This is a genomic window from Undibacterium paludis (assembly GCF_022568815.1).
Lineage (GTDB): Bacteria > Pseudomonadota > Gammaproteobacteria > Burkholderiales > Burkholderiaceae_D > Undibacterium.
This window is the reverse complement of the sequence record NZ_JAKZHX010000009.1, coordinates 225,479-238,283: the sequence shown is the minus strand read 5'-3', so window position 1 is coordinate 238,283 and position 12,805 is coordinate 225,479. Positions and strand designations below refer to the sequence as shown.

Here is a 12,805-nt window from a genome sequence, read left to right as displayed (position 1 = left end):
GATTGATGGAATAAAAACGGCCACTGATGCAGTGGCCGTTTTTATTGGACGTTAAAGAATCAGAATGAGTAATTGACTGTCGACATCAGGATAGGGTTGGTTTTCTTTTTCGTCAGGGGGCTGTCTGCTGCGTCACCCATGACTTGCGATACGCCAGCTGCCGTGCGTACTGACCAGTTTTTATCGATCACATGTGTCCAGGCCACCGTTCCCAGGGCTTGTGTGAAACCTGCTTTGGGAGTGTAGGCCTTGTAGCCGGAATTTGCGCTTTGTGTGGCCGTTACACCAAAGTAAGTCTGGTTGTATTTGGCGTCGCCATACGACAGGGTTCCACCGACTTCGACTTTGTCTGATGCAGTCTGGAAGACCGGTGCCGATGCACCGAAATTGTAGAGATTGCCGTTTTCACGGTGCGACAAGGCCAGGTTGGCGTCAGCCGTAAAATTGACTGCGCCCAGGGTTTTGCCAAGATGCAGGTTGGTTGTGACCGAGCCCTTGATATCACCCATGCCTTTCAGGTCATCCGAACTGAACAGCGATGAGTTTGTGCGGGAATCTTCACGTCCTGCCCTGTAACCTACGGCGGCGCTGACAGAAAAATCTTCAACCTTGGTACCAAAACCGATACCGCGGCCAGCACCGACAAAAAAGCCGTTCTTGTTCTGGTACTCACCAAACAGGATGGGGCCAAAACGGTTTTTCTTCGCACCGATGTACTCGGGTCCGTAAAACACGCCAGCGCCGATCACTGCGGTGGATTCAGGTTCTTGTGCTGGCTTGTCTTGTGCATGCGCAGAAAACGACATTGCCATCAAGCTGGAAAATGCGATGGCGGTCAGTTTAAAAATGTGTTTCATGGTGATCCTTTATTCAGCTTTGAACTAAGAGTTCTTGTCGGCACATTTGCCGTGCAATGACTCTCCGGCGGAGAGCTCGGAGCGAAGTCTCGCAAAGATGAAAAAACATTGCCAATGGAAAATCGCAGGCCCTGCTTGCCTGCACAAAAGGTATTGAAATGCTGTACTTATGCTCTTTTTTTGCGGAGGCAGTAGTGTGGACTGGGTAACAGACTGCCAGGGAATCCTGATGAAGTTGCGATCAGGTATTGGTATAAAAATCACAAAATGATAAATTTTGTATTATCTGCAAGTTAAGCACTTGCTTAATTTGCAAGCGTGATTGATGATATAAAAATAATACGACAAGCAAGCAGTTTTACTCAGGATAGCTTGCCTGGATTTGTCATATGCAGGCATCACGGCAGGTTTTGATCGTTATACCCACCCAAGTGATCAGTAAGGAGAATTCATGATTCGCCTAAAACGTGCATTGATAGACTGTCAAGACAGCAGCTTTGACAATCGTCTGAAATTGCTCAAACATAATCTGCAGACGGCAATAGAACTGGAGCATGCGACCATTCCGCCTTATCTGTATGCGCTGTATTCCATCAAGACTGGACAGAACCTGGAAATCGCCTACCTGATCAAGTCCATCGTCAAACAGGAGATGTTGCATATGTCGCTGGACTGCAATGTTCTCAACGCCATCGGTGGACATCCCAAAATAGACTATCCGCGCTTCATTCCGCATTACCCAGGGCATTTGCCCGGCAGTGTCGAGAACAGCCTGATCGTGCCGCTGGCGGCCTTGTCCAAGCAGTTGTTGCTGGATGTATTCATGGTAATTGAAGAACCTGTCCACACGGTTGATGGCACTGATCCACCGCCGGACGGTATTACCATCGGCGAGTTTTATCAGCACATCAAGGCTGAAATTTCGGCCTTGTCCGCACATCAGAACATTTTTACTGGAAATCCTGAAAAACAACTGGTGACAGGCTTTCCCGAGTTGCAAACCATGGCAGTGACTGATGAAGCGAGCGCATTGGCCGCTATAGATATGATCGTAGCGCAGGGAGAGGGCAGTGACACCAGCCCGCTTGATCCTGAAGAAGAACTGGCCCATTACTACAAGTATGCCGAGATTTATCATGGCCGTAAATTGATACCCAACCCAGACCCGGCTCCGGGGCAGCCGGCGTGGGTGTTTGAGGGCCATCGCATCGTATTTGATCCCGCTGGTGTTTATCCGGTGATCAGTAATCCGCATGACAAGAACTATAAAGACAATCCGCGCATTGCTGACCTGAACCTGACGTTCAACCGCACCTATTCTGACATGTTGCGCAAACTCCATGACGTGTTCAATGGCGAACCTGACAAACTGGCGCTGGCCTTGCTGTCCATGCAGGCACTCAGGGAAGAAGCGCAATTACTGATGACTCAGGAAGTCGTGCCCGGTCAAACTGCCGGTCCGACTTTTGACTATATTCCTGCCTGATTCCGGAGACGACAGATGACACAAACTAACTGGTGGATGTTTCATGGTGACGCTGCCCATACTGGCGAAGTCCTGGGCAGCGATATTAACCGTGAGAGCTTGAAGCATTTTAAATTATTACATGATCTGAAAATTCCCGGACCTGTCTTGTCAGTACCGGCGATTGTCGACGGCTATCTGTATGTGGGACTGGCAAATAATCATGACCTGCCTGGCGCCAATGGCGGCAAGTTCATGAAGATAGAGCTTGCCAGCGGCAAGACCGTTGCACACTTTGAATGGCCCATAGACCCCAAGGAAGGTGATACCCATGGCTTCATGGGCATGGGTTGCACGCCGGCAGTCTGGAAAGGCAAGATATATTTCAGCGCCTTCAATGGCAAGTTCTATTGCCTCAGTACGCAGGACCTGAGCCTGAACTGGGTGGTGGATTTGCGCCATGCTGACCCTGATTATAACCAGCCGACTACAAACCTTGGTGATGTGGATGCCGGTGTGCCGGCAGCCGGATGGTCATCGCCTGTGGTTGCACCTGGTGACGGCAATAACGGACTGGTGTTTGTTGGCATGGGCGAGGGGGAAAACCCCGGATGCTTTGGCTTTGTCTATGCCCTGGATGCGCTGACTGGTCAGGTACAGTGGATATATTGCACCTGCCAGTATGAAGAGGGAGTCCCCAATCTGCCAAATGTGTTGCCGCCAGAATCTGTATCTGGCACTTTGCCGGCGATGTATTCCATCGGCCCGAACAATCCAGCCATACGCGGTGCCTCTGTCTGGTCATCAATTGCTTATGACGAAAGGCTGGACAGGCTGTATTGCGCCACCGGTAATCCTGTGCCCGACAGCGCCTTGCCCAGCAAGGGTTTTTCGAATGGCATCCTGGCGCTTGATGCATCAAGCGGGACTTTCCGTGGCTTCTTCCAGCCACCGGCAGAAAGCAGTTACCGTGCAACTGATGTAGACGTCGACTTTGGCGGTTCACCAACTTTGATGACCATCAACGGCCGCCGTATTGTTACGGCCGGTTGCAAGAATGGCGGTTTTTTCCAGCTGGATGCAGCCACGCTGGAATTGCTCAACTGGCGTCAGCTACTGCCTTACTACAATGATGGTACCCAGATCCCGACTGTGGACCCGCATGTGTCACCGAATGACCAGCGCATGGACCCCTATGTGCCGAATCAGGAATCTGATGAAGAGGACCAGGAAAATTATTCCGGCACCTATAGCACGGCAGCCGTGCACACGAACCTGGGACGTCTGTTTATCGGTGTAGGAGGCAACAATTATCACAATGTAGAAGCCGGTATTGATTACCGCACTACGCCTTTCATGCGTGCACTGGACTGGGAAACCTTGGAAGACGCCTGGGCCATGGACGACAGCAACCCAAGGCTATACATAGAATCACAACCACCGATGTACCGTACTCCTGGTGAATCGGGTCTCAGCTCACCGGTTGTTGTCAATGACCTGGTGTTTTTTTCCACATCCAAAGTTGCTGTGTATGCCTTTGATGCCTACACCGGAAAAATGCTGTGGCAGGATCAACTGGGTGATCAGACTGGCGGCATGAATGGAGGCTATGGGTATTGCCTGGGACCTGCCGTCGCCGGTAACTATATGGTTGCCGGTGCACTGGTGTTCGGCAAACAGGGTGGGGTGTTGCGTATTTATGGTTTACAAGACTAAAGAGGCCATCATGATAGAAGTCATTTTATTTGGTATTGCCGCTGGGCTGGATAATTTGCAGGTATCGTCATCACTGGGCTTGCTGCCCATGGAGCGTCGGCGCATGCATTTGCTGGCAACGGCGTTCTGTATCTGTGAACTTGGTGCAGCCTTGCTGGGCTTGATGCTGGGGCGTGGCTTGATCAGCATGATAGGTCCAATGGCGAATACACTGGCACCCGCATTGACGCTGATGTGTGGCCTGGTTGTGCTGTATCTGGCTTATCGCAGCGCGACCAAAGGTCTGCCTGATTTTGTCAATCGTCAGGCATTTCTGTTTGCCCTGCCAGTTGCTTTGAGTGTGGACAATGTTGTTGCTGGTGCAGGTGTCAGTTTTTCCGGAATGCCTTTACTGGCGGCTGCGGTAGTGGTTGGTGTTATCAGCGCAGCGATGGCTTGCTTTGGCTTGTATTTTGCCAACTGGATACGTCATTTTTTACCAAGACGCGTGGAAGTTCTGGCAGGGCTCTATCTGTGCTTTTTCTCTGTACGCATGATGCTCGTCGATTAAACCTCATGAAACGCAGCCAGGACAAACGAGCCCATTGATCACAGATTATGCACCCCTACGTTAATCATCTTAATTTTCCCAGCAGTATTGCAATTGCGCCGGATGGAGCGGTGTACGTGGCCGAAACCGGCTTACCCTTTGATCACGCCCCCAAAGGTGGTCGTGTATTGAAAGTGAATGAAGATGGCAGTGTACAGGAACTACTGAGCCAGCTTCGTCAGCCCGTCAACGGCCTGGTCTGGCATGAGCATGGCCTGATCATTTCCGAAGGTGGCTTCCCAGGCCGCATTAGTCGCTACGACCTCGCCACCGGCGAATGCAAGACCTTGCTTGATAATTTGCCCGGGTTTGGTAACTACCATACCAATATGGTGGCGATAGGCCCGGACAATAAAATGTATTTTGGCCAGGGAGCCATGACCAACAGCGGCGTGATTGGTGCCGATTCACATGATCTTGCATGGTTGCGTGAAATCAGGCATGAAGCTGACATACCCGGATATGACATCACCCTAAGTGATTATGCAGCCACCGTCACCGATCCTGAAGGCAGGCAGATTTCGACCGGGGCATTTGCCACATTTGGCCACAGGCATGTGCCAGGTACACGTCTTGCCGGACAAACGCCGGCTACCGCCTGCATCATGCGCTGCCAGCTTGACGGCAGCGAATTGGAATTGGTCGCCTGGGGCATACGCAATGCCTTTGGTTTGCTGTTCCTGCCAGATGGCAGATTGATTGCGACCGAGCAGGGGACGGATGTGCGCGGCGTGCGGCCAGTCTGGAATTGCCCGGATTTTTTATTCGAAATCAAGCCCGGGGCATGGTACGGCTGGCCTGACTATCTCGGTGGCAAACCGATCAATGCGCCTGTCTATCGCAGCCCGCAAGGTGTGGCACAAGAATTCATCCTGGCAAATCATGCGGACTTGCCTGCTGTAGAAAAGCCCTTGCTGGCCTTTGACGTAAATGCCTGTGCCGTCAAGATGGTGCAGGTGCCTGCGAGGTTTGAACGGGCTGGCGACCTGATTGTGGCCCAGTTTGGTGACGAACGACCCATGACCGGGCCACCTGGTCCCCCGGTGGGGCGTAATCTGGTGCGGGTAGATACCAGTGACTGGAGCTTGCATCAATTGCCGGTTTTCCCCTGGCACAGGCCCATTGATATCGCTTTTTCGCCAGACGGGGAGTTTGTCTATGTCGTCGATTTTGGTGACTTTGAATTCACTGCCAAGAAAGATATTGTCGCCCGCGCCCGTAGTGGCGGTGTCTGGAAAATACCTGCTGATTATTTGGAGCTAAAAATCATGAGCCCGGTTTCATTTGAAAAAGATATTGCACCGCTGTTCAACCAGTTCCGCGCCTCTATGATGTGGCGGCTCGACCTGTGCAAGTATGACGATGTCAGGATCAATGCTGACATGATCCTGAGCCAGATTGATGGCGGGGGGATGCCTCCATCCCCTTATCCGCCGCTGACCAGTGCACAGATAACAATGTTCCAGGACTGGATGAAGCAGGGTTACCCCAGATAATCACCCTTGTTGACTGTAGAAAGTGAGTTGATATGAGTCTCAATGCACAAACCCTGATTGGTACCTGGGAGATGGTGGAAGCCTGGGATATCGGCGACGACCCCAATGACCCGTCCAAGAAAACCTACCCCTGGGGAAATCCTTCGGCTGGCTATTGGGTGTACGACAAGAGCGGTCATTTCAGCCTGATGATTTCACAGAACCCGCCATTGGTGATCCCGTCAGACCCTTTTAGCGGAGCAGCGCAACCATCCTGGCTGACGCCGCAAAAACCCTGGGAAGTGCCGCACTCGCTGTTGATAGACAGCTTTGCTACTGCCAGCCCCTATGCCTATTTTGGTACTTATACGGTAGAAATGGATGATAAACATCCACATGCAGGTGGCACCATCGTCATGAATGTCTTCGCTGATGTCATGCGTGCCTACACGGCAACTGTGCAAAAGCGCAGTTTTGTATTTGATGGAAAAGATTATTTGAACGTCGGCACGCCCGGGCAATATCTAAGGCGATTGAAACGGCTTAGCTGAAGTATCTTGCGCAGCCTGTCAAACCCGGCTGCGCTTGCTCATCGTTGAGCCCGGTATGTGAACAGAAATCAGGGGCAGGTAATCTGCCTGCCCGCGTACGCACGTAATCACATGCCAGGCTTACTCTATGCTTCCGACACCTTTGGCATGGCGCGTTTTTCTTTGGCCTCGATCAGTTTTTGTATGATCACACAGGCAGACTTTGCCTGCTCTTCATTGACGTCGATATTCTCTATGACAGAGCGCTTGAATCGTATGCCGTTGATGACGCCGCTATTTTCGACAAAACCCAGGGTCAGGGTACGGTTCAGGAAGTAATAGACCAGGCTGATAATGGCTCCAATGCCAAGAACGACTAGCCCGCCAGTTACCAAGCCGCCGTCTCTGATCAGTCCTGAAGCGATAAAAAAGGCGATGGCAAAAAAAGATGCAGCCTGTTTCCAGGGCTTGTGATAACCGTAGTAGCTTGAGCATATCCCTTGCAGCGGTATCATGCGCGATTCGGTACCTGCCAGGGAATTGGACGTGAACTCGACGCGATCCAGGCCAACCATGATTTTGGTCGTCGGATCAACACCTAATAAAGACAGCAGCCAGGCAAGCAAACCGCTTTGGCGCCCAGTGATACTGATGAAATTGTTTTTGTCGTCTACCGCTTTATTGCTGACTTTCCATTCTTTGATAACGAGTGCGCTCATGCAGGTGTCCTTGGATTTGTTCAAGTGTAGGGTGATTTCCGTAACAACGGACACGCGACAGTATCACAAGCAAACCCTGTTGGCTGAAGTGACAGACTTAAGTATGTTGTGCGAAAACGAAAAAATTATCACGATGAATGAGCTAATTGCTTGCCAATATCTGTCGACATTGGTATGAAGCCGGGCCGATAGTTTGAACGACCCGGTTCGCGTATCAATAACCTACGGTAAAACGTTGTTTTTGATGTGCCGGGCTTTCCAGCTCATTGATCATGGCAACAGCGTAGTCCTCAACCGAAATATGGCTATTGCCATCAGCTGCTACCAGCAGACTGTCTTTGCCAAGACGGAATTGTGCGGTGCGCTGACCAGGGGCGATCATGGCAGACGGGCTGAGCATGGTCCAGTCCAGGTCGTTTTCTTCACGCAGCAATTGCAGGGCTGTGCGGGCGCCTTCGGCCGAGGCACGGTAGGCCTCAGGGAAACCGGGTGTATCCAGCACCTGCACGCCAGGCGCGACTTCCAGCGAACCCGCACCACCGACCACCAGCAAGCGTTTTGCCTGTGCATTTTTTGCTGCCTGTATGATGTTCTTGATGCCACTGACATAATAACCCAGTGTGTCGCTGTTGGCGTGACCGCTGAAGGCAGTGATGACGGCATCAAAGCCTTGCAATTGTCGAGTCAGGGCGTCAAGGTTTTGCACGTCCGTACCCAGTACGGTCAATCTGTCGGACGCGGTCAGTTTTTCAGGATGGGCAACTAGTGCCGTTACCTGATGCTGACGTGACAAAGCCTCTCGTAGAATTGCCGAACCTATAAAGCCTGTTGCGCCGATGAGAGCGATATGCATGAAATTCTCCTTGAATCATGTGATGAACTGGTGCACAGTTTCGCATGGATGATTGGATAGATAAATGTGACAATTGATAAATCATTGTTTTAAAATTCTTATCAATTTACTTTGTCAGACAATTTCATGGCGGATATGTGATGTCAAAACTGGACCAGATAGATCTGAATGCGCTAAAAATTTTCGACACGGTCGTCGAAGCAGGCAGTTTTACAGCCGCTGCCGACAGATTGGGCGTAGCCAAAGCCAGAATCAGCATACAGGTCGCAAGGCTGGAACAGCAACTGGGCATCAGCCTGTTTGCCCGGACTACCAGGCGAATGGCATTGACGGATATGGGGCGCAGTTTGCATGAGCAATGCAAACCCTTGCTGGCAGGTCTGCAAGATGCACTGACACAATCGGGCAGCGAAAAGGGGGAGCTGACGGGCTTGTTGCGCCTGTCTGCCAGCGTCAGTCATGCCACACAATCTGTCGCACCTGCTGTTGCGCAATTTGCCACCATGCACCCTGGTTTGCGCATAGATTTGCGTACCAGCGACAGGATTTCTGATCTGGTATCGGATGGTATAGACCTGTCCTTTCGCATGGGCTGGTTGCGCGATTCTTCACAGAGGGCAATCAAGCTTGGCGAGTTCCGCCAGTTCATACTGGCGTCACCGGCTTATCTGAAAAAACATGGCAGGCCCAAAAAGCCAGAAGATCTGGCGCAGCATGAATGGATAGCCCTTTCTTTGCTGCCAACACCCCTGACCTGGAAAATCACTGATGCCCAGGGCCATGCTCAGACCGTACACATGAAGTCCCGCCTGCAAGTCGACTCACCCAACGCCTTGCTATCCTTGTTGCAGAACGGTGCAGGCATGTCAGTCATGGAAGAATTCAGTGCGCAAGCCGCCATCAGTGCGGGCAGACTGATACAGGTACTACCTGAACATGTGCTGGCCAGTGGCGGCATGTATGCCGTGCTGCCACCGGGGAGACATGTTCCCGCCAGGGTAAGGGCATTTATCGAGTTCTATAAAGCCTTCATCCAGCAGTGAGGGACAGGTTTGTTAAGGCTTGCCCCTGCAGTCTGCGTACCTGCATGTGGCTTGCTTCGGTTGCGCCGATCGCATCATAAAACCGTTTGCTCATGTCTTTGTCTTTGACGGTCAGCCATTCTATTCTTGTGCACTGATGTGTGACGGCAATGTGTGACAGGTGCTTCATGACTGCTTCGCCCAGGCGTTGGCGCCTGTATTCAGGCTTGATATAAATCGCCTGCATATACATGTCGCGCTTGCCGGTGAAAGTGCCCCATTTCCACGAATAGATGACAAAGCCAGCCGGTTCATCATCAACGCATACAAATTTGGCATAGGCGGCAGGGGTGGTCGAGAACAGGGCATCGGTCAGGCTGTTTTCATCTGTCAGGATTTCCTTGACACCGTCACTCTCACCCAGGGCCAGCAACATGGCCAGCAGAGAGCTGATTTCTGCTGGCAAGACATCATTGATGCTAATCATATTTGGTATGGATCATTTGCCTGGTGCAGACTTGCCCAGCATGCGCAGCAAGGTCGCATCGCGATCAAGCACATGATGTTTCAGGGCGCCGACAATGTGCAGAATGATGGCGGCAATCAGGAGATAACCAATCGCCTCATGCAAGAATTCACCAGCCTCTGCCAGTCCGGCATGATAAGGAGTGACATTGTCCGGATCGCTGGCCGCATGATTGCCAGGCACGATGGTCAGGCCAAAAATCCCGAAGCCATGTCCGCTGGCGCCAGAATGAATCATGCCACTGACTGGCATGGCAATAGTCGCCACTATCAATACCCAATGCACGAGTTTGGCCAATACATGTTCCAGCCTGGAGTAATCGCCGGCCGCTTCGGGCCAGCCATTCCTGATACGCCAGAACACGCGCAGCATGATAATAAAAAATACCAGGACCCCAAATGATTTATGAATAGGGTAGAGCGCCCATGTTTCGGTCTTGCTCATGTATAGACCGATGGCCGTCAGGGCAATCATGGCGATTGCGACCAGCCAATGCAGGATGATGGTCAATTTGCTGAGTTTGTCTGCATTATCCATGTGAGTAATCTGAGTGACTGACGTGGTGGTTGACAATAGAATGCCTCTGCTAGTTCAAAAAACATCTCAATTGAACATGCTTGATTGAAATTATTTTATTGGTAATTTTTGCCACTGTATATGTATGAATACTGCTTTAATTGCCAGGGATTGATGAAAAAATTAACTTTTTATTATTTAATACATTGCGAAGACTAAGGAAAAATGCAGTTTGCGGTTTATAATTTCAGCTGTTGCAACAGTTTGATATGCAGTTTTGCCACTACTCCGGCATGTTAATGCCGGAACCAAGTCAGGCAAATTGAGTCTACTAGACTATGAATCAGGTTTCCAAGCAGGCGCATCCCGGTAATCACCCGCATCAGCCAGGTCAATTGCGATCAATCGCATTGGCCGCCCTTGTGCATGTTCTTTTGTTAAGTTTTCTGTGGATAGGCATACGCTGGCAAAACAAGGCCAGCCCGGCAGAAGAAGTTGAAATCTGGGATACAACCCATCGCGAGGCTGCCCCCAAACCTGTCGTGGAGCCAGAACCCCAGCTTGTGGAAGACAAGCCCAAAGTACCAACTCCGGTCAAGGAAGAGGTAGAGAAAGAAGATCCTGAGATCGCCCTGGCGCTGGAAAAGAAGCGCAAGCTGGCTGAAAAGAAAAAGCAGGAAGAACTGCAGCGTGAGCTGGCTGAAAAACTCGCCGAGAAAAAACACAAAGAAGAACAACTGAAACTGGCCGAGCAGAAGCTCGCTGCTGAAAAACAGGCAAAACAGGCCAAAGAAGAGGCCGACAAGAAGAAGCTGGCCGCCAAGGATAAGGAAAAGAGCGACAAGCTGTTCAAGGATGAACTGGCCCGCGTCGCCAAGCAGGCGGCAGTTGCCGGTAGCGGCGGTTCTGGTACCAGTGAAAAATCAACCGGCAATAATCGCGGTGATCCAAGCTACCTGGCAAAAATTGCCGCCAAGGTCAGGTCCAACACAAATTACGGCGCAATGGATAACACGGCCGGTAATCCTACAGTCGAATACGCCATTTCGCTATTGCCAGATGGTTCACTACGTGGTGGAATACGCAAAACCAAATCTTCGGGTAATTTGGGTTTTGACGACGCCGTGGCAAAGGGCATAGAAAAGTCCGCACCTTTCCCACGCGATAAGTCAGGTGAAGTCCCGTCCAGCCTTGTGCTGGTCTATCGTATGAAAGAAGAATAAATACTGATGATGTCCATATTCAAGAAAATAGCCCTCAGTGCCGTGGTTGCCGCCATCGGCACCCTGGCAGCCGTCGCACCTGCCGGAGCGCAAATTCGCGTCGAAGTAGCCGGTGTCGGGTCCAACCAGATACCGATCGCCATTGCAGCCTTTACCGATGAGGCCCTGACGCCGCAGCAGGTAACCAGCATCATCCGGGATGATTTGAACCGTAGCGGCTATTTCAAAATTATCGACACCAATGTCGTATTGAATGAAAACGCCGCAGTCAATTTTGGTGAATGGAAAGCCAAAGGCGCTGACGCCCTGGTTGTCGGTAGCGTGCAGAGCCTGGCAGATGGCCGTTTTGATGTGCGCTATAAACTGCTCGATACACTCAAGACCAGCACCTTGTCCGGTTTCTCAGTCTCTGCGCCGCCAGCCAATATCCGCCTGACAGCGCACCGCATCGCTGACGATATCTATGAAAAACTCACTGGTGTGCGCGGTGTGTTTTCGACCCGCATCTCTTATGTGACCAAGGCCGGTTCTGAATACCGGCTTGAAATCGCCGATGCCGATGGCGAAGGCGTCAAGGTCGCCCTGCGCTCGAGTGAGCCCATCATTTCGCCATCCTGGTCACCTGATGGCACCAAGGTCGCCTATGTATCGTTTGAATCACGCAAACCCGTCATCTGGGTGCAGAACCTGGTGACCGGTGAAAGAACCATCATCGCCAACTTCAAGGGCAGCAACTCTGCACCGGCCTGGTCGGCTGATGGCAGCAAGCTGGCCGTAGCCCTGTCACGTGATGGCCAGACACAGATATTTACTGTCAATCCTGATGGCAGCAACCTGCAAAAACTGACCAGCAGCAGCGGCATTGACACCGAGCCGCAATTTTCTGCTGATGGCCAGTCCATCTATTTTTTGAGTGACCGCAGTGGCGGCCCGCAAATTTACCGTATCGGCACCGGTGGTGGCGAGGCAAAACGCGTGACTTTCAGCGGTAATTACAATATCACACCAAGAATATCCCCCGACGGCAAGACTTTGGCTTATATTTCACGTCGCGAAGGCAAATTCCAGCTCTATGTGATGGATTTGGCCAGTGGTCAGGAACAAAGACTGTCTGATACGACAAAAGACGAGTCACCTAGTTTTTCACCCAATGGCCGGTATATCATGTATGCCACTGAATCGGGCCGCCGTGGTTCGCTCGCAGTTGTATCAGTAGACGGCAAGGTGAAGCAGAAATTGACGGTCCAGGCCGGAGATATTCGGGAGCCCACCTGGGGTCCTTTCATGAAATAAGCAGTACTTTATTATTTGCTC

Annotated in this window: 13 protein-coding genes; 8 read left to right on the top strand and 5 right to left on the bottom strand. The window is 51.4% G+C overall.

What is annotated here, in order from left to right:
• Positions 1–59 precede the first annotated feature (59 nt).
• The gene (locus LZ463_RS16935) at positions 60–857 is read right to left on the bottom strand and encodes a MipA/OmpV family protein (RefSeq protein WP_241456986.1); all 798 of its coding nucleotides are present in this window, start codon (positions 855–857) and stop codon (positions 60–62) included.
• A gap of 451 nt (positions 858–1,308) precedes the next feature.
• Between LZ463_RS16935 and LZ463_RS16930 the strand changes: the two genes are divergently transcribed.
• The 5 genes from LZ463_RS16930 (at position 1,309) to LZ463_RS16910 (ending at position 6,653) form a co-directional block, all read left to right on the top strand.
• Positions 1,309–2,343 carry a ferritin-like domain-containing protein gene (locus tag LZ463_RS16930; RefSeq protein ID WP_241456985.1) on the top strand — a complete coding sequence of 345 codons (1,035 nt, stop codon included), beginning with the start codon at positions 1,309–1,311 and terminating at the stop codon, positions 2,341–2,343.
• 15 nt (positions 2,344–2,358) lie between these two features.
• Entirely contained in the window at positions 2,359–4,038 is a 1,680-nt protein-coding gene (locus tag LZ463_RS16925; RefSeq protein ID WP_241456984.1) for an outer membrane protein assembly factor BamB family protein, read from the top strand.
• A gap of 10 nt (positions 4,039–4,048) precedes the next feature.
• On the top strand, positions 4,049–4,588 hold the full coding sequence (locus LZ463_RS16920) for a manganese efflux pump MntP (RefSeq protein ID WP_241456983.1): 540 nt from the start codon (positions 4,049–4,051) through the stop codon (positions 4,586–4,588).
• Between the two features lie 116 nt (positions 4,589–4,704).
• Positions 4,705–6,123 (top strand): PQQ-dependent sugar dehydrogenase, encoded by a 1,419-nt coding sequence (locus LZ463_RS29235; protein ID WP_241456982.1) that lies wholly within the window; start codon positions 4,705–4,707, stop codon positions 6,121–6,123.
• 32 nt (positions 6,124–6,155) lie between these two features.
• The gene (locus LZ463_RS16910; protein WP_241456981.1) at positions 6,156–6,653 is read left to right on the top strand and encodes a lipocalin-like domain-containing protein; all 498 of its coding nucleotides are present in this window, start codon (positions 6,156–6,158) and stop codon (positions 6,651–6,653) included.
• A gap of 125 nt (positions 6,654–6,778) precedes the next feature.
• Here LZ463_RS16910 and LZ463_RS16905 read toward each other — a convergent pair whose 3' ends face one another.
• Both LZ463_RS16905 and LZ463_RS16900 read right to left on the bottom strand, forming a co-directional pair.
• Entirely contained in the window at positions 6,779–7,351 is a 573-nt protein-coding gene (locus LZ463_RS16905) for a hypothetical protein (RefSeq protein WP_241456980.1), read from the bottom strand.
• Between the two features lie 214 nt (positions 7,352–7,565).
• Positions 7,566–8,204 (bottom strand): NAD(P)-dependent oxidoreductase, encoded by a 639-nt coding sequence (locus LZ463_RS16900; RefSeq protein ID WP_241456979.1) that lies wholly within the window; start codon positions 8,202–8,204, stop codon positions 7,566–7,568.
• Between the two features lie 140 nt (positions 8,205–8,344).
• Here LZ463_RS16900 and LZ463_RS16895 point away from each other — a divergent pair, with 140 nt between their 5' ends.
• Positions 8,345–9,247: a LysR family transcriptional regulator gene (locus tag LZ463_RS16895; RefSeq protein WP_241456978.1), complete on the top strand. Its 903-nt coding sequence runs from the start codon at positions 8,345–8,347 to the stop codon at positions 9,245–9,247.
• Here LZ463_RS16895 and LZ463_RS16890 read toward each other — a convergent pair.
• Positions 9,234–9,713, bottom strand: coding sequence for a GNAT family N-acetyltransferase (locus tag LZ463_RS16890; protein ID WP_241456977.1), 480 nt, complete (start codon positions 9,711–9,713; stop codon positions 9,234–9,236). The genes LZ463_RS16895 and LZ463_RS16890 overlap by 14 nt on opposite strands.
• A 12-nt stretch (positions 9,714–9,725) precedes the next feature.
• A complete protein-coding gene (locus LZ463_RS16885) occupies positions 9,726–10,289 on the bottom strand; it encodes a cytochrome b (RefSeq protein WP_241456976.1) in 564 nt (187 codons plus the stop codon).
• Between the two features lie 317 nt (positions 10,290–10,606).
• Here LZ463_RS16885 and LZ463_RS16880 point away from each other — a divergent pair, with 317 nt between their 5' ends.
• Both LZ463_RS16880 and tolB read left to right on the top strand, forming a co-directional pair.
• Entirely contained in the window at positions 10,607–11,491 is an 885-nt protein-coding gene (locus LZ463_RS16880) for an energy transducer TonB (RefSeq protein WP_241456975.1), read from the top strand.
• 9 nt (positions 11,492–11,500) lie between these two features.
• The gene (tolB, locus tag LZ463_RS16875; protein ID WP_489686130.1) at positions 11,501–12,784 is read left to right on the top strand and encodes a Tol-Pal system beta propeller repeat protein TolB; all 1,284 of its coding nucleotides are present in this window, start codon (positions 11,501–11,503) and stop codon (positions 12,782–12,784) included.
• The last annotated feature ends 21 nt before the right edge of the window (positions 12,785–12,805 follow it).

What these genes read in the sequence shown, in the direction of transcription:
- LZ463_RS16885 (WP_241456976.1), bottom strand. Translation starts at nt 10,289, where the DNA reads ATGGATAATGCAGACAAACTCAGCAAATTGACCATCATCCTGCATTGG.
- LZ463_RS16890 (WP_241456977.1), bottom strand. Translation starts at nt 9,713, where the DNA reads ATGATTAGCATCAATGATGTCTTGCCAGCAGAAATCAGCTCTCTGCTG.
- tolB (WP_489686130.1), top strand. Translation starts at nt 11,501, where the DNA reads ATGTCCATATTCAAGAAAATAGCCCTCAGTGCCGTGGTTGCCGCCATC.
- LZ463_RS16920 (WP_241456983.1), top strand. Translation starts at nt 4,049, where the DNA reads ATGATAGAAGTCATTTTATTTGGTATTGCCGCTGGGCTGGATAATTTG.
- LZ463_RS16905 (WP_241456980.1), bottom strand. Translation starts at nt 7,351, where the DNA reads ATGAGCGCACTCGTTATCAAAGAATGGAAAGTCAGCAATAAAGCGGTA.
- LZ463_RS16930 (WP_241456985.1), top strand. Translation starts at nt 1,309, where the DNA reads ATGATTCGCCTAAAACGTGCATTGATAGACTGTCAAGACAGCAGCTTT.
- LZ463_RS16895 (WP_241456978.1), top strand. Translation starts at nt 8,345, where the DNA reads ATGTCAAAACTGGACCAGATAGATCTGAATGCGCTAAAAATTTTCGAC.
- LZ463_RS16900 (WP_241456979.1), bottom strand. Translation starts at nt 8,204, where the DNA reads ATGCATATCGCTCTCATCGGCGCAACAGGCTTTATAGGTTCGGCAATT.
- LZ463_RS16935 (WP_241456986.1), bottom strand. Translation starts at nt 857, where the DNA reads ATGAAACACATTTTTAAACTGACCGCCATCGCATTTTCCAGCTTGATG.
- LZ463_RS16910 (WP_241456981.1), top strand. Translation starts at nt 6,156, where the DNA reads ATGAGTCTCAATGCACAAACCCTGATTGGTACCTGGGAGATGGTGGAA.
- LZ463_RS16925 (WP_241456984.1), top strand. Translation starts at nt 2,359, where the DNA reads ATGACACAAACTAACTGGTGGATGTTTCATGGTGACGCTGCCCATACT.
- LZ463_RS16880 (WP_241456975.1), top strand. Translation starts at nt 10,607, where the DNA reads ATGAATCAGGTTTCCAAGCAGGCGCATCCCGGTAATCACCCGCATCAG.